The following is a 16,779-nucleotide window of genomic DNA, read 5'->3' as shown; positions in this document are numbered from 1 at the left end:
TCCTATTATTTCCTTTTACTTCCTGAAGGATATACTAGCTATTAAAAACAGCTATTGCTTTTACTATTCTCGCTTTAGTTTCTTCTACCCCCAATAATACGGCAATATCAAAAACACCTGGCCCGAATTTGCCGCCTACCAGCATAATGCGGAAAGGCAACATCAATTCTCCGGGTTTAAAGCCTTTTTCTTCGGCCAGGGCTTTAAAAGCTGCTTCAGCAGTAACCGCATCAGTTAATGTTAAACCACCAGCAAAAGCCTTAAAAAAATCAGCTTTTTCTACTGTCCATTTTGGCTTTACCGAATTCACATCATATTCTGCCGGTGAAGCAAAAAAGTAACCGCTCTGCGCCACAAAATCTGGCAATAAAGTACAGCGATCTTTAATTAGATCAATAACAGTACTTAAAAAAGCATCATCTTCTACTTCAATTCCTGCTTTTTCCAACTCAGCTTTAACGCTTGCCGCCAAGCGCTCAGCGCCCTGCGATTTAATCCACTCATGGTTATACCATTTGGCCTTTTCAAAATCGAATTTAGCCCCTGCTTTACTAATTCTTTCTATCGAGAATTTTTCTTCCAGCTCTTTTAACGAAAATAACTCCTCATCGGTACCATCATTCCAGCCTAAAAGGGCCAACATATTAATAAAAGCTTCGGGCATAAAACCCATTTCTTTAAATCCTTTGGTTACATCGCCAGTTTTAGGATCAGTCCAGCTCATGGCATAAACCGGAAAACCTAATCGGTCGCCATCACGTTTGCTTAATTTTCCATGCCCATCTGGCTTTAAGATTAAAGGTAAGTGTGCCCAAGCAGGCATATCCGCTTCCCAACCTAAATATTTCCAAAGTAGAATATGAACAGGTGCCGAAGGCAACCACTCTTCTCCTCTAAAAGCATGACTAATTTCCATTGCTTTATCATCAACCACAACAGCTAAATGATAGGTAGGCATTCCATCAGCCTTTAACAGTACTTTATCATCAACCAACGAGGTTTCGAAACTTACATCACCCCGGATTAAATCGTTAAAATGTACAATTTCATCTGTAGGCACTTTAATACGGATAACGTGAGGTGTTTTGGCCGCCAATAACTCTTCAACTTCGCTAATAGTAAGGGTTAAAGAATTACGCATTTGCATACGTGTAGCCTGCCCGTATTGGAAATTTGGGATTTCTTTACGTTTAGCATCCAAATCTTCCGTAGTATCGAAAGCGTAATAAGCATAACCATCGCTAATTAACTGTTCGGCAAATTTGCGGTAGCTAGGTTTACGTTCGCTTTGGCGGTACGGGCCATAAGCACCTGGATTATTAGGACTTTCATCGGGTGTAATTCCACACCAATTTAAACAGTTTACAATGTATTCTTCTGCGCCTTCTACAAAGCGGTTTTGGTCGGTATCTTCTACACGAAGTACAAAAGTTCCATTATTTTTTCTGGCAAATAAATAATTGAACAAAGCAGTGCGTACACCACCTAAATGCAAACCTCCGGTTGGGCTTGGGGCAAATCTTACTCTAACTTTCTTATCCATAATTTAAGCAAAGAGCAGGGAGTTAAGGGCAAAGGGTACGGTGCAATCCGTGCGCTATGCGCTATGCACTATGCTCGGCACAAAGATATGTTTTTCATCCATTTTACAGTGTTTTCATCTGTGATGAAGCTATTATACATTCGAAATGATTGCTTTAAGGTTTTTGAAAAAGCATAATGGTTTTATGTTTTTTTCGTTTTGTTATTGTAATTTGGCTAGCTAAAGCATGAACCCTTATCAAAAAAAACGCCGTTGGAAGTTTTTCCTTCTCATTTTTGCCATCTTAATTGGCATTGCCTCAGTATTTTATACCGATTCTTTCGTAAAAAAAATGGAGCGCGAAGAGGCCGACCAGTTTCACCTTTGGGTGAAAATTCAAGAGCGGGCCATGTTTCTTTATGATAATGACGATTATCGCACCGTGGTTGAAACGGTAAGAAAAAACACCAAAACGCCCGTAATTATGACCGATTCGGCTGGAATCATTACTTCCTTTAATGGGCTAGACAGTACAAAAACCAACTATCCCATTTCGGATGCTAAACTTACTTACGATAGTTTATATTTTGTTCGGCAGTTAAGACAGATGAAGGCACAGCACCCACCTGATGAAATGAATATCTTTGGCAGAAAATTTAAGGCCTACTATCGCGATTCTTTTATTTTAACTCAGCTAAGGTATTTCCCATACATCCAGATGGGCGTTATCTTCCTTTTCCTGTTAACGGCTTATGCAGCATTCAGTTCTGCCCGCAGGGATGAGCAGGACCATGTTTGGGTAGGTTTAGCCAAAGAAACAGCACACCAGCTGGGTACACCAATATCATCTCTTATGGCCTGGACAGAGTTGATGAAATCTAAATTTGATGCAGAAGATGATCCGCTGATTGCCGAAATGGAGAACGATATTAAACGATTGGAAATTATTGCCGACCGTTTCTCGAAAATCGGTTCTAAACCTATACTTGAAGACCATACGGTTTATATCGTAGTAAGCGATTTTATCCGGTATTTTAAAGTGCGCACATCAGACAAGGTTAAATTTAGTATTACTGGCGATGAGCAGGTAAGGGCAATGTTAAATGTTCCATTGTTTGATTGGGTGATTGAAAACCTTTTGAAAAATGCAGCCAATGCCATCGAAAATGAGGGTTCAATTTCCATCAATATTATAGAAAATTTAGCCAAAGAGCAGGTATTTATTGATGTGAGCGATACCGGAAAGGGTATTCCAAGATCTAAGTTCGATGCAGTTTTTCAACCCGGTTATACCACGCGTAAACGCGGTTGGGGCTTGGGTTTATCGCTAACCAAACGTATTGTAGAAAATTACCATAGTGGAGAAATTTTTGTGAAAGACTCAGAACTGGGTAAAGGCACAACTTTTAGAATAATATTAAAAAGCAGTTTAAGATATGAACCGACCACAGCCTAACGAATATCCAACTTGGGGCGAAACCTATATCAGTAAAGTAGACCGAGATATTTTTGAGATTTTAAACGATCAGATGCAAAGTCTGCCTGCCTTGTTTAGGGCAAACGCCGATAAAGCTGATTATGCCTATGCCGAAGGTAAATGGACCCTGAAAGAAATGTTAGGCCATATTATAGATGCTGAACGTGTTTTTGCCTTTCGCATTACCTGTTTTGCCCGAAAAGAACAGCAACCTTTGCCAGGTTTCGAAGAAGATGACTATGTAATAAATGCCCGCTTTGCCGAACGCGATCTGGAAGATTTAATTGAAGAATTTACTGCATTACGGAAAGCCAATTTATACCTTTTTAAATCTTTAAATGAAGACGAGTTAAATAGGAAAGGGATTGCCTCAGGCAGGGAAATTAATATAAAGTCTATCCTGTTTATTGTTGGCGGGCACATTATTCACCATGTTTCCATTTTAAAAGAACGTTACCATGTGGTTTAAAAACTTTACTGTTGATGACTTGAACAACCGTCCGAAAAATCATCTGGGTGCTTTGCTTGATATCCGGTTTACCGAAATTGGTGAAGATTTTATTGTCGGAACCATGCCTGTTGATGAACGTACACACCAACCTGCTGGTATATTACACGGAGGTGCCTCGGTGGTTTTAGCCGAAACACTGGGCAGTATTGCCTCTTATATGTGTATCGATCCGGAGAAGTATGTTGCGGTTGGTTTAGAAGTGAACGCCAACCATTTACGTCCTGTAAAAAGCGGTTTGGTTAAAGGCGTTTGCAAGCCCTTACATATTGGTGCCAAAACCCAGGTTTGGGAAATTAAAATTTACGATGAACGCGGAAAAATGAACTGCATTAGCCGCTTAACCGTAGCGATTATTAACAAACCGCAATAAATGTGCCGTCAGATGTTACATCTGACTGTTACTTAAATCTAAGAAAACAAGTTATTTAATGCTGAAAACACCAATTGTCAGATGGCAACATCTGACAATACCAGCATATCTGATAACACGAGAAGTCAAGTTTTATAGCAAACTGGCTATGAAACTTGAATTCTTTGATATTAAAGCATTTTATTGTTATCCAACCATTTCTTTTCTACCAGGTAAGAAACAATTAAGCCCAAACCACCGAAAATGCCTATGCAACCGAAATAAATAGCTACCGATTGTCCTTCTTCACTATGTGTCATGTCGCTGCCGAATACTCCCCTAACTGTAAAGAGTGCTACCAGCAAACCAATTCCTAAACCAACCAACAGTAAACCGAACTTTAAACTTAAAAACGGTTTTGGTGTGGCCTTATGCACACCAGGATCGATTCCCCTTTCGATCATTGCCATTTTCTCTTTATTTGATAAATACCGCATTCCGAATACCATTGCGAATGCGCCTAAAAAAAGTGAGATGGGAACTAATATACCTATCATGATTATAATTTTTTAATTGTAAATATTCTATTGTCTAAATTGAACCGTGTTCTGTGTATTATGACTACATGCTTTTTAATCAGGTTACACCCTTTATAAAAAAAATATTCAATCACCAGTTGTCAATCACCAAACCATAGAGAGAAAAATAATAAATGTCAATCACGAGGCGCTACCCTGCTAAAACATTCCTATTTTTGTTCTATAGCCACAGATTTTGATCGAACAACTTAGAAATATAGAGATTTTTACCTCATTAAGTGATAGTTCATTACATGAGCTCGCTAACCATATTGAGCATGTTAAATACAAAAAAGGAACTATAATTATTCACGCCGACAAGATAGAACCCCATTTCTATGTTCTTGAAAAAGGCATTGCCCGGGCATATTGCAATGGCGAAAACCAAGAGATAACCTTTTGGTTTGGACAAAGTGGTAATGTGCTCTTTTCTTTTAATAGTTACATTAACAATCGGCCAGGTTACGAAAACGTAGAACTTTTAGTAAACAGTACTTTAATACAGATCAGGTTAAGCGATCTGTTTTCACTTTACGAGGACAATCTGGAAATTGCCAACTGGGGCAGAAAAATTGCCGAACAGGAGCTAATTGCTACTGAAAGAAGATTAATTGACAGGGCTTTTAAAGGGGCAGCGGAACGTTATCAGGATTTTATAAATCAATCTCCCGAACTGATTAAAAGGGTTGCCTTAAAACATATTGCCTCTTATCTAGGCGTAACACAGGTTACTTTGAGTAGAATAAGAGCAGCTCATAAATAAAATCATTTTTTAACATTTGTAAAATGTTACCCGGTAAATGTGCCTTAAATTTGCAGAAACACATTTATTATGAACTGGATTATATTAATTATTGCCGGCCTTTTTGAAGTTGGCTTTACCACCTGCCTTAAATTATCGAACAATTTTTCAAATGTAAAATGGAGTACAGCATTTTTTGTCTGTATTATTTTAAGTTTCTTATTGCTAAATAAAGCAACACAAACTTTACCCATGGGAACTGCTTATGCTGTTTGGACGGGTATCGGTGCAGTAGGAACGGTAATTATCGGGATTTTTTATTTCAATGAACCGGCAACTTTTTGGCGGATATTTTTTATTTGTACGCTTATTGGATCAATTGCAGGGTTAAAATTTTTCGCTTCACATTAGCGCGTGCCACCTTCCGAAGTTTATCAGGCCCAGAGCGTAGGAAAACTTCGGAAGTTTCGCCAGTCCCTAAAGGAAATTTTTTCTTTTCGGAGCGTAAAGCCTGCATAAGAAACCAACCTCGTTCCCGTGTTGCGCTTATACGCTTCGGCTTCGTACCTCAGCCTGCAGGGTATCGCTTCACCCAGGGCTAGGTGGCCCAAACAGTATTTCATTTTTGGGGTTTGCAAGGTGCACTTATGCTGTTCGTAAACCTGATGGTAGCGGCAGCTCCCGATTTTTCATCGGGACTAAAGCGGACAGCAGGATTGCAATCCGCCATGAAAAACCATCCTTTCATTTCCAATCAATAAAAATTGTATCGTCTATTTATCAGCTAATTTTCTTTTCGGAGCGCAGTGCCAGTACAAGAAACCAACCTACTTCCTGTGTTACGCTTATACGCTTCAGCTTCGTACCTCAGCCTGCAGGGTATCGCTTCACCCAGGGCTAAGTGGCCAAAACAGTGTTTCATTTTTGGGGTTTGCTAAGTGCACTTACGCTGTTCGTAAACCTGATGGTAGCGACAGCTCCCGATTTTCATTGGGACTAAAGCGGACAGCAGGACAGCAATCTCCAATGAAAAGCTGCCCTTTCATTTCCAAAACCTAAAACATCTAATCTATTTGCTGTCGAGCGCAATAGAAGATTATTTAATTATGTTTCACGTGTAACCTACCTATCTTTAATGTAGTCTTACTGCTAAACATGGAGCAAAAACCTACAGATTTAGAGCTGATCCAGAATGTATTGAACGGCGAAACCGATCAGTATGCTTTGTTGGTAAAACGCCATCAGCGGTTTGTATTTACGCTTGCTTTAAGGTTTTCGAAAAACAGGGAAGATGCAGAAGAAATTGCGCAGGATTGCTTTGTAAAATCATATAAAGCATTGGGTACCTTTAAACAAACGGCTAAATTTAGTACCTGGCTGTACACGATAACGTATACTACGGCGATGACTTTTTTAAGGAAAAACCGCTTAGATACCACATCAATACATGATGAAAGTACCATTTTACAGCTCGAAAACCAGACCTCGAGCTTTAACGCTAATGGTTACGAGAAGCAGGATAGCCATGCTTTTTTAAATATTGCCATTACCCAGCTTTTACCAGACGATGCCGCTATTATTACGCTATTTTATAAAGGCGAACAGAGTTTAGAAGAAATTGGTGAAGCGCTGCACATGGAACCCAACACCATTAAAGTAAAGTTGCATAGGGCCAGGCAAAGACTTAAAGAAAAATTACAATATTTGTTAAAAGATGAAGTAAAGGAGTTACTATGAATACAATAGAACAACAGCTTTGGGATTATATAGATGGGAATTTGGATGATTCTTCAAAAAAAGCCATCGAAGAAAAAATTGAATCTAATGCTAAGATTAAATCGCAGTACGAGGATCTGCTAAAGCTTAATTTAGTTTTTAATGCGCTCGATCTTGATGAACCTTCCATGTCTTTCAATAGGAATGTAATGGAAATTATTGCTTTAGCTCCTGCCCCGGTAGCGATGAAAACAAAGGTCGACAAAAAAATTATTTACAGCATTGGGGGCTTTTTCGTGATCTCGCTACTAGCATTATTGGGTTATGTGTTTTATAACGCTAACCTCAAAATGCCTCAATTCGATTTGAAGGTGAATTTCGATTTCCATTTAGAGAAATACATTACGCCTACAGCTATTTATGCCTTTCTTTTTGCAGATCTGGTGATCGGATTAATTTTTCTTGATCAGTTTTTAAGGAAAAAAGCGGCTCAGAAGTAGGAAAGCTAAATAGCTCCCGCAGATCAAAATGATTTACGCAGATTTATGTCATCTGCGCCTTTCGCGAAATCTGCGGGAACTCCGCAAGACAAATTTTACCCCAAAGTTTTCAAAATTTCCAATCCCTTTGGCCACTCACCAAATCCTGCATCGGCATTTAATATGGCCTGCATTGCCGATATTAATAAATTCGCTTCCCCAGTTCTCAGCAAAAAACTCAGCTCTTTCTAATGTTACCCACTCATCGTTAGAACTGGCCACAACTATGGTTTTAAAGTTTATTTTATCCAAAGGTACATGATCAAAACCTACCGTATCGAAAGTATAACGCGGCGCTTCCAAGTCGCTGGGTGCTACCAATAATGCGCCCTTAATTTTCTTTTGATATTGTTTTGCCCAATTGGCGATTGCACAGCCTAAACTGTGGCCAATTAAAACTACATCGTCCAAATCATACCCCAAAAGGCCCTGATCGATCGTTTCAATCCAATCTTTGCTTACAGGTTCATCCCATTCTCGCTGATTAATTCGGATAAAATGATCTCCAGATTTTTCGAAATGAGTTTGCCAATGATCTGGGCTTGAATTACCCAAACCAGGAACAATAAAGTAGTAGGTCATAATAAGTGAGAATAGATCCTGAATGAATTCAGACAGCGAAAAATAAAACAAAAAAAAGGCCGCCATCGTAAGAAAGCAGCCTTCTCTGTAAATATGATAAATAAATTAAATTACTTTCACATTAACGGCATTTAAGCCTTTTTTACCGTTAGCAACTTCGTACTGTACTTTGTCGTTTTCACGGATTTCGTCGATAAGACCTGTTGAATGAACAAAAATTTCGCTATCGCCATTCGCAGGTACGATAAAGCCAAAACCTTTAGTTACATTGAAGAATTTTACTGTGCCTTCTTGCATTGTATTAAATATTAAAATTAAGTATGCAAGGTAAGTTTTAATTTTTAAAATCAAAATAAATTTTAACATTTTTTTAACGTTAAAATTTTGTAAATAGCAGATTACTAAGGCCTTTTAATTACCTTCCCAATTATTGTTAAAGTAATTTCGCTATTATGCGGAATCCCCAGCGTAGTTCCTGGAGCAACATTAAAAAGGTTTCTAACATAAATATCGGCTATTCCCTGAGCCACTTTTTTCTTAGCTTCAGCATTTTCGGGAAGTACATTATAAATCGTTTTTACATGTATCCCTCCCTGAAAATCGACAACCGCGGCAACCTGGTAGGCAAAATCTTTATAAGCCCGGTCTATCCGAATAATATACTGTGGAAACATATAATCGTAAGCCTCGGTTCTATTATTTGCCCTGTCTACTGTACTAATTTTTTCTACCCTTACAATTTTACTTTTAGGAATAAATTGAACAGGGTCTGTAGCGGCAAAAGCGCTATCGCTATTCGAGTTAACCCTAGCTGAGCGTTTCTCAATAAAAGCAGTATCAGCTTTGGTCGGTTTTTGTAGGTCAGCTGCCGAAGTTTTTAATTTATTTTTAATGTAATCCTGTGCGTAAAAAGTCATGTTTACATCCGAGCGTAAATCGGCAGCAATTACCCTTCCATCAACCTGAATGCGCTGAAAAACCAAACTATCTTTACTGATATGTTTTACTTTAAAAAATTCGGCAGCAAAATTATATACATTTCCATGATCGTACTGCATGTAGAATTTTTGCATTCTTTGCTTCTGTGGACTCCAGGCCGACATGGTATCTTCTTTAACTACCTCAATGATCCAAGATGGTTTTTGCATAAAACCTTCTCCGTTAAAAGAGAGTCCGTTTTTAAACCGGCGTTTTACCTCTTGGTAACGGATGCCTTTTACAGGCTCGAAAGTAAAATCTCTTAAAGTTGGATCGCTGGTTTTAGAGCCAAACTTACAGGCAGAAAGCATCAGCACAAAAAAGAAAAAGTATATCGTATTTTTAATCATTTTAACAAAAATCTTTGGCTAAAATAAGTTTTTTTAACCAGAGCTAAACATGGTTGTTATAGATGCAGGTTTATCTCCGGGCTTGTTTTTTCACCAAAATGACGTTAGCTACTTTGCGCTGCCCTTCATGGTCCCATTTTTTATTATCCGTTGGATAGTTGACAATACCATTATCAGGCATTCCATTCACCCACAAGGTTGTAGAACCACCACCATCAAAATTAATGGCACTAGTACAGCCGAGCCAACGCATTAATTTTGTTAGCTCGAATAAGCTCATGCCTGCAGAGTTTTCATTTCTCCCATCAACAGTTAACAAAATTACCCTTCCATTCGGCTTTATACCCAGGCAGGTACGCGGATGGCGCAAACGGTTAAAGCCGGTCCTATCTAGCGTTTCATCAACATCGTTTAAAGTTAATAAAGGGCCGTTTAACAGAACATCTTGAGCGGTTATTTTTGTTTCCCAGTCGGTTGTTCCATCCCACTTTTTGATCGAAATTTTTCCGTTTTCAATTACAACCGCTGCTTCCTGATGCCTTGCCCGATTTCCATTTTTATCCAGGCGGTTAGTATTAATGACTTTTCCATTAACGCGAACAAAATCTACCGATCCTCCGTTTTTTACATCGAAAAAATTGCCATTTACCGCAGCAATGGCGGTATTTCGTAATCCAAAATTACTGGTAGTAATTAGTTCTTTTTCTTCTGCCCCGAAGGCAAAAACCGCCTTGCGGCCAGTATTTTTTATTTCTAAAAACGAAATGTTTTCATTTGCAGCGAAAAGATTTTTCTGATCAAAGTGATGCCGGAATAAAACCACCTGTTTGGCAATTCTATTTTTATGCCATTTGGTTTTTACAATCGTTAACGAATCTGCACTTTGGCCAAAAGCAGATAAACTGTACGTAAATAAGGCAGTGGCAAATAATAATTTTTTAAGCATAATAGCCGTTTTGATCATAAAATTAAAAAACTGTTGTGTGTTTAGCTTAAAGCATCAAGAATTATACAAATGAATACACAAAAAAGCGGAGCGATCAATTTAATGATCGCTCCGCTTTTTTAATGATTAAATGAGGGAATTTTGAATGATTGAATGGTGTATTGCTATCCATTCAATCATTTACTCATTCAGTCATTATTTCTTAGGATCTAAGATATCTTTAATTCTGATATTCAAATCTTCGTAATGTGCTTTGGTAATGGCGTCGCCTGCTACTGCTCTAGCTTTTGTAGTAGCCAATAAGGTTTTCAACTCTGCTCTAACCAGTGGCCTGATATCAGATAAGCCAACATTGATTGGGGTTAAACCATAACTTGCTGCATAATCGACAGGGAATCCAACCGGAAGTTCTGCTTCTTTAGTCATTAAATCCTGTAAACGGTCTACATAAGCACGTTGTAAATTACGTTTAAATGCATCTGCTCTTCCTGCAACAAAAACCGACGATCTTAAGTCAGTAAACAATTCAGGTAAGGTGTATGCTTTCGCTGCCCCGTTTTTGGTTTCGTTATCTAACAAACGTGCAATACGTGGAGCGGATAATAAGTTGCCTAAAGTATTCGCTTGAACACTTTTAATACGGTTTAACAATACACCATTATCAAATTTACTAAGCTGATCATTGCTGATTAACCAAAGTGGCGTAGTAAATAATTGTTGATTGAAAAAAGTAACGGCTTCTTTTTGTTTTGCTTTAGGCAAATAGGCGTAAACTGGCCCTTTTTGATCGTAGGTTTTAAAGTTTTCGCTTAACCCACCAACGTTTGTTGCCACATGCCCCATATAACGGTTAAACTGGCCAACAATTTCAGTGTAGATTTCTTTTAAATCGCTATAATCTTTTCCTTTTTGATAAGTCCATTTTTCTACATTAGGTAAAATGCGTTTTAGGTTGGCAATACCATAAGTACTTGCTTTCATGGCATTATCGCCCAAATCTTCGCTCTGCAAACGAGGATCTAATGAAGTTCCTTGACGGCCATAGAAATATAAAGGATTACCTGCATTTTTCAACGTCCACTGGTCTAAAATTTCTTTTTCCTGTTCTGCAGTTTTGTTTCCAGGAATCCAAGAATATCCCCATTTCACTACCCATTTATCGTATTCTCCAATTTGAGGGTGAAGTTTGGTTACGCCATCACCAGGTTGAGCGATGTAGTTAAAACGTGCATAATCCATAATCGATGGTGCAGTACCATGTTTATCCGTAAATGCTTTTGAACGTAATGAATCAACTGGGTAAGCGTAGCTTGAGCCAAAGTTGTGTGGTAAACCTAAAGTATGGCCAATTTCGTGTGAAGAAACAAAACGGATTAATTCGCCCATTTGTGCATCAGTAAATTTAGCTTTACGCACTTCAGGATTAATGGCTGCAGTTTGTACAAAATACCAGTTACGCAATAGGTTCATTACATTGTGGTACCAACCAATATGCGTTTCTAAAATCTGTCCGGTACGTGGATCACTAATATGCGGACCATAAGCATTTGCAATATCTGATGCGAAATAACGAACAACCGAATATCTAGAATCTTCTACGCTGAACTGAGGATCTTGCTGCGCGGTTGGAGCCTCTTTACCCATAATGGCATTTTTGAAACCTGCGGCTTCGAATGCTACCTGCCAATCGTTAATTCCTTGAATTAAAAATGGCACCCATTTCTTTGGTGTTGCAGGGTCGATATAAATTACAATAGGTTTTAACGGTTCTACCAATTCGCCACGTTTGTAAGCGTTTGTATCTTTCGGAACTAAATTCCAGCGGTGAATGTAGGCCGTACGCTCTGCCTTTTGTGCGTTGCTTCCATAATCAATCTGAGATTGACCAAAAAACCCAACTCTGCTATCCATTATTCTGGCTTTTACAGGGATTTTTGGCAATAATAACATCGATGTATTGAATTCGAAAGTAACTGCACCATTACTGTTATCGGTTGGAGATTCTGCTGCACGATATGTTTTAGCTGTTTTTACTTCAACATTAATAGGGAAAGTTTTTACCGTATCGATATAAGAACGTGTTGCATCGTACATGGTAACTTTATAAGCCTTACGGATCTGATCGGTAGCGCCAATTGCCATTACATCACCGTTATAAAAATCGGTCACGTCAATCACAACACCTGTAGTATCTTTATTATAGGCTTTAATTTCAAAACTGGCTAAAATCTGCGCAAGATTAGAGTTTTGTACCGATTCGTACATATCGCTGTTTGGATCGGCTTTAGTAGCATAGCTTGGTACGCGGATGTAAACCTGTTTACCTCTACGCTCCCATTTCCATACCTGTTCATTTAATTGTTCACCACCATACTGCTGGTTACCAACTTTTACACCTGCTGGTACTTTTGCCAACCGGGTAACCACAAGCATTTCGCGGTTAATCATCGAATCTGGTATCTCAAAATACCATTTATCGTCTACTTTGTGTGTTTTGAATAAACCATTTGTTGTTCTGGCTTTTGCGGTAATTACTTCAGAAAATGGTTTAATTCCTTCTTTTTTGGGGGCTGCTGCCGGAGCTGTAGTTGGAGCAGCTGGAGCAGCTCCTTTTGTCGTTTTAGATTTTTTCTGAGCATATACGGAACCTGATCCGGCTACACCAAGTAATACGATACCTGCAAGGGCAAGTACCTTAAAGTTTTTCTTCATGTGTATATAAAAGTTAGTTTGCTTGATAATAAGAGGTTAAAGTTAGAATCTTGTTACACGACAATTCTTTTGTAACTGGAAAATTACGCTGCTCAGATCCTCTTTTCAAGGCGAACTACTTTAAAATAGACTTGATTGCCTCTAAAAATTTCAAAAATTACATTTCTATCCGCTTTTGATTTAAACATTTCGGTAAGCTCGTTTAAAGAATAGGCATCTACGCTTTTGAAGTTTACCGCAATAATTTCATCATCAGGGCATAATCCCGCTTTTTCCGCCGGACTATTTTCGTCTATTTCGCCAATCAATACCCTTTTATACTCTTTCTGATCGAGATAAATCACCATGCCTACCATATCATGCTCGAAAGGGGCTTTACTTAAACCATTGGGCTTAACATAAATAAAACCCTCTTGGTAGTTAAACTGAATATTAAATTTCCGCAGTAAATCCGCGCCTAAATTTCCGTTCCGTTTTGATAAATCGATCTTATCCGCAATGCTCTTAAAATCAGGGAATCCGGCAACAACATCTTTAAAAGCGTAGCCCCCTATAGTAAACTTGCCTACACGGCCAACATGCCCCTTAATCTGACCGCTGAGGCTCATCCCTAAATTTGCTTTGATTTTTTTTTCAGGTTGCGGAAATTCGGTTCCATTTAGCATTTCGAGCGATAAAGCATGGCTGGCTCCGGTGTCCATTAAAAACCTGGCTTCAACGGCTTTGCTGCCTGGAACATCAACCGTGGCTAAAATATATGGTTTCTGATTATCTATCTCAATGGGTATTTTTTTTCCGCGGTATTTAATTTTGGCATCGTGATCGTAAATAATCAGCCTATTTTCACTATATCTTATATCAACAATAAAGCTGTTAAAAAAACTGAAACCCAACAAGCCGTAAATTTTCAGTCCCAAATGCCCCGACAGGTTAAAGAGATCTTCTTTTAAGATTGCCGTTGGTATACGCTCAATGCTTGTACTGCCTACTTTAACATCGAGACTTTGAGAAACATAGGCCTCAACGGTGTCTATGCCAAGGCCAGAAACTCTAATTTTACGGAGCTTACTAAAATTCAACGAATCGATAATAGATGGATCGGTAATAATCATTGGCCCAACTCCGGTATCGAGAACAAAATCAAATGGTCCCTTTCCATTTACATATACCGGAATAATCATTAGGTTTTTGATACACTTAAAAGAAATTGACTGTTTTTGCCGGTTTCTTTTAAAAAGAAATTCCTGGCTAAACCCAGAAAAAGCAAGAAATACCAACCCCAAACAAATTGTGAATTTGCGTAAACAGATTATTACAACAGGGTTATATTTGGTTAACATTAAACTAAATTTAATAAATTAGTTGATAATTATGTCCTCCTAAATTTAGAACATGTTTCCCTTAAAAAATCATAATTTTATTTTTCTTGCTTTTGCACTATCTATTTGTTTATTAACAAGTTGCTCAACCAATAAAATCATTTCAAAAAAAGTAGCTAAAGAATTTAAAAATTCGCAGGTAATCAAACAATATCAGGTTGGCTTCGCTCTTTACAATCCGGCAGATAAAAAAATGGTTTTTCAGAAAGATGCTGATAAGTATTTCACACCTGCATCTAATACCAAACTTTATACTTTTTTTGCGAGTTTAAAAATGCTGCCAGATTTAATGCCTGCTTTAAAATATATTGAGCGAAATGATTCATTGATTTTTTGGGGTACCGGAGATCCGGCTTTCTTACAGTTTGCAGTAAAAGACAAATCAGCGTACAATTTTCTTTTGGCGTCGAATAAAAAGCTATTCTTTTCTGCCGGACGATATTCGGGTAGTTTTTTTGGCGATGGCTGGTCCTGGGATGATTACGATTATTATTATCAGCCAGAAATTACCGAGATGCCAATTATGGATAACATGGTTACCTCTACCTATGCTGGTCCAAATAAAATCAATATTGAACCAAAGGTTTTTGCCCCCTGTTTCGAAATAGATTCTACTAAAAAAACCGGCAGTTTTCAGGTAAGCAGAGATTTTTTAACCAATCGCTTTCATTTTCCCGCCGTATCAGTGCAACCAGGCTACAACCAGCAAAACCCATATAAAACCAGTGCACAGGTTACCGTCGAAATATTATCAGATACCCTGCACAAACCTGTAGGTATTATCGACCTTAAAATACCCCCGTACGCTAAAACTTTATCAGGCGCAAAGCGCGATTCGGTTTTAAAACACATGATGCTACCCAGCGATAATTTTATTGCCGAACATTTGTTATTGGTTTGTGCTAATCAGATTGGCGATACATTAAGTACCACGAAAGCCATTGATTACATTACGAAAAACTACCTTTCTTTTTTGCCCGATAAAGTAAAATGGGCTGATGGGTCTGGCTTGTCCCGTCAGAATTTATTTACTCCGCGTGATAATGTATACCTTCTCGATTCTATTTATAGGCTGGTAAACAATCCAGAAAAGCTTTTTGGTTTGTTACCTGCAGGTGGTAAAAGCGGCACTTTAAAAAACGCTTACCCAAAAACCGAAAATCCTTTTGTTTACGGTAAAACGGGTTCGCTGGGCGGTATTCATAACCAAAGTGGATATGTACTGACAAAAAAGGGTAAAACCTACATTTATTCTTTTATGAACAACAGCTTTGTAAAACCAACTGCCGAAGTACGTGCAGAAATGGTAAGAATAGTAACTTATATACATGATAATTTTTAATGATATGTAGCATCAATTAATACCTAACCTATGAAAAAATCCTATTTATTGATCGGCATTTCTACCCTGCTGGTCATATCATCCTGCAAGAAAAACGACCCGACAACAGCTCCTACGGGGCCTCCTATACCAGCAACACCGTACGTACCCGACAATAGTTTTAAAGTTGTAAGCTACTTTCCAAGCTACAGAGACCCTGCTGGTGTTGCCGATTCGAAGTTCAAAATGATTACGCACCTTTTTTATGCTTTTCTAAACCCCAATATTGATGGCAGTTTAGTGGCATTAGAACAGCCCGGCCGATTTACAACCGTAATGCAAAAAGCAAGGGCAAACAGCGTAAAAACAGGCATTTCGATATCAGGCACGAAAAGTATTTTTGTAACCATGGCGGCGTCTGCAACGGCCAGAAGCCTATTTGTAAAAAATGTGCTGACATTTGCAAAAACAAACAATCTGGATGGTGTAGATATGGATTGGGAATATCCAAGTACCAGCGATGGATCGGCAGATAATTACGTGCTGCTCATGAAGGAACTTTCAGATTCACTACATAAATACCACAAATTTTTAAGCGCAGCCATAACACCCGGCGTATATGCGGGCAGCATTCGCGATGGACTAAAATCGGAAGTTTTCCCTGTTGTAGATTTCTTTAATATTATGGTGTACGATGGCATTGGTTGGGATAAAAATGAGCCTATTCAACATGCATCGTACAATATGGCTATTGCCAGTTTAAATTATTGGTTAAGCACCCGTGGTATGCCAAAGGAGAAAGCCGTTCTGGGTATCCCAGCTTATGGTAAAAATGCCAGTAACTCAGCCAAGGCCTATCGAGATTTTGTAACAGCGGGTGCTGATGTAAGTTTAGATAATGCATTAATTGATGGTGTTCAATTTTACTTTAATGGAATCTTAACCACTAAGAAAAAAGCAAAACTCGCCAAAGATATTGCAAATGGAATTATGTTCTGGGAATTCTATCATGATGACAATGGCGACAAATCTATTATCCGTGCTGCAAATGATGAGCTTGGAAGAAACTATAATTAA

Annotated in this window: 17 protein-coding genes; 9 read left to right on the top strand and 8 right to left on the bottom strand. The window is 38.4% G+C overall.

What is annotated here, in order from left to right:
• Positions 1-34 precede the first annotated feature (34 nt).
• Entirely contained in the window at positions 35-1,543 is a 1,509-nt protein-coding gene (gltX, locus tag EZ456_RS06970; protein ID WP_131528646.1) for a glutamate--tRNA ligase, read from the bottom strand.
• A 226-nt stretch (positions 1,544-1,769) separates the two neighbouring features.
• On the opposite strand from gltX, the gene EZ456_RS06965 reads away from it, so the two are divergent.
• The 3 genes from EZ456_RS06965 to EZ456_RS06955 are packed head-to-tail and all read left to right on the top strand — an operon-like array spanning position 1,770 to position 3,880.
• Complete coding sequence (locus tag EZ456_RS06965; protein WP_131528644.1) at positions 1,770-2,978, top strand: sensor histidine kinase; 1,209 nt, start codon at positions 1,770-1,772, stop codon at positions 2,976-2,978.
• The gene (locus EZ456_RS06960) at positions 2,959-3,468 is read left to right on the top strand and encodes a DinB family protein (protein ID WP_131528642.1); all 510 of its coding nucleotides are present in this window, start codon (positions 2,959-2,961) and stop codon (positions 3,466-3,468) included. Before EZ456_RS06965 ends, EZ456_RS06960 begins: the two co-directional genes overlap by 20 nt.
• Positions 3,458-3,880, top strand: coding sequence for a hotdog fold thioesterase (locus EZ456_RS06955; protein WP_131528640.1), 423 nt, complete (start codon positions 3,458-3,460; stop codon positions 3,878-3,880). Before EZ456_RS06960 ends, EZ456_RS06955 begins: the two co-directional genes overlap by 11 nt.
• A 170-nt stretch (positions 3,881-4,050) precedes the next feature.
• Here the strand turns inward: EZ456_RS06955 and EZ456_RS06950 are convergent, their stop codons facing one another.
• Entirely contained in the window at positions 4,051-4,416 is a 366-nt protein-coding gene (locus EZ456_RS06950; RefSeq protein WP_131528638.1) for a DUF6249 domain-containing protein, read from the bottom strand.
• A 217-nt stretch (positions 4,417-4,633) separates the two neighbouring features.
• On the opposite strand from EZ456_RS06950, the gene EZ456_RS06945 reads away from it, so the two are divergent.
• The 4 genes from EZ456_RS06945 to EZ456_RS06930 all read left to right on the top strand — a co-directional run bounded on the left by EZ456_RS06945 (position 4,634) and on the right by EZ456_RS06930 (position 7,395).
• The gene (locus EZ456_RS06945) at positions 4,634-5,200 is read left to right on the top strand and encodes a Crp/Fnr family transcriptional regulator (protein WP_131528636.1); all 567 of its coding nucleotides are present in this window, start codon (positions 4,634-4,636) and stop codon (positions 5,198-5,200) included.
• 69 nt (positions 5,201-5,269) lie between these two features.
• Positions 5,270-5,590: a DMT family transporter gene (locus EZ456_RS06940; RefSeq protein ID WP_131528634.1), complete on the top strand. Its 321-nt coding sequence runs from the start codon at positions 5,270-5,272 to the stop codon at positions 5,588-5,590.
• A gap of 744 nt (positions 5,591-6,334) precedes the next feature.
• Positions 6,335-6,916: an RNA polymerase sigma factor gene (locus EZ456_RS06935; protein ID WP_131528632.1), complete on the top strand. Its 582-nt coding sequence runs from the start codon at positions 6,335-6,337 to the stop codon at positions 6,914-6,916.
• On the top strand, positions 6,913-7,395 hold the full coding sequence (locus EZ456_RS06930; protein ID WP_131528630.1) for an anti-sigma factor: 483 nt from the start codon (positions 6,913-6,915) through the stop codon (positions 7,393-7,395). The genes EZ456_RS06935 and EZ456_RS06930 overlap by 4 nt, the downstream gene beginning before the upstream one ends.
• A gap of 135 nt (positions 7,396-7,530) precedes the next feature.
• Here the strand turns inward: EZ456_RS06930 and EZ456_RS06925 are convergent, their stop codons facing one another.
• The 6 genes from EZ456_RS06925 to EZ456_RS06900 all read right to left on the bottom strand — a co-directional run bounded on the left by EZ456_RS06925 (position 7,531) and on the right by EZ456_RS06900 (position 14,183).
• Complete coding sequence (locus EZ456_RS06925; RefSeq protein WP_205945044.1) at positions 7,531-8,016, bottom strand: RBBP9/YdeN family alpha/beta hydrolase; 486 nt, start codon at positions 8,014-8,016, stop codon at positions 7,531-7,533.
• Between the two features lie 105 nt (positions 8,017-8,121).
• Positions 8,122-8,313 carry a cold-shock protein gene (locus tag EZ456_RS06920; RefSeq protein WP_025141747.1) on the bottom strand — a complete coding sequence of 64 codons (192 nt, stop codon included), beginning with the start codon at positions 8,311-8,313 and terminating at the stop codon, positions 8,122-8,124.
• Positions 8,314-8,417: 104 nt separating this feature from the next.
• Positions 8,418-9,344: a hypothetical protein gene (locus tag EZ456_RS06915; protein ID WP_131528628.1), complete on the bottom strand. Its 927-nt coding sequence runs from the start codon at positions 9,342-9,344 to the stop codon at positions 8,418-8,420.
• Between the two features lie 70 nt (positions 9,345-9,414).
• Positions 9,415-10,290, bottom strand: coding sequence for a phosphodiester glycosidase family protein (locus tag EZ456_RS06910; protein WP_131528626.1), 876 nt, complete (start codon positions 10,288-10,290; stop codon positions 9,415-9,417).
• Positions 10,291-10,485: 195 nt separating this feature from the next.
• Positions 10,486-13,002 (bottom strand): zinc-dependent metalloprotease, encoded by a 2,517-nt coding sequence (locus EZ456_RS06905; RefSeq protein ID WP_131528624.1) that lies wholly within the window; start codon positions 13,000-13,002, stop codon positions 10,486-10,488.
• A gap of 92 nt (positions 13,003-13,094) precedes the next feature.
• Positions 13,095-14,183 (bottom strand): aspartyl protease family protein, encoded by a 1,089-nt coding sequence (locus EZ456_RS06900; protein ID WP_165501269.1) that lies wholly within the window; start codon positions 14,181-14,183, stop codon positions 13,095-13,097.
• A gap of 211 nt (positions 14,184-14,394) precedes the next feature.
• On the opposite strand from EZ456_RS06900, the gene EZ456_RS06895 reads away from it, so the two are divergent.
• Positions 14,395-15,723 carry a D-alanyl-D-alanine carboxypeptidase gene (locus EZ456_RS06895; RefSeq protein WP_131528620.1) on the top strand — a complete coding sequence of 443 codons (1,329 nt, stop codon included), beginning with the start codon at positions 14,395-14,397 and terminating at the stop codon, positions 15,721-15,723.
• A 30-nt stretch (positions 15,724-15,753) separates the two neighbouring features.
• Entirely contained in the window at positions 15,754-16,779 is a 1,026-nt protein-coding gene (locus EZ456_RS06890; protein ID WP_131528618.1) for a glycosyl hydrolase family 18 protein, read from the top strand.

This window comes from Pedobacter psychrodurus (assembly GCF_004331735.1).
Taxonomy (GTDB): Bacteria; Bacteroidota; Bacteroidia; order Sphingobacteriales; family Sphingobacteriaceae; genus Pedobacter; species Pedobacter psychrodurus.
This window is presented reverse-complemented; position numbering and strand designations above follow the sequence as displayed.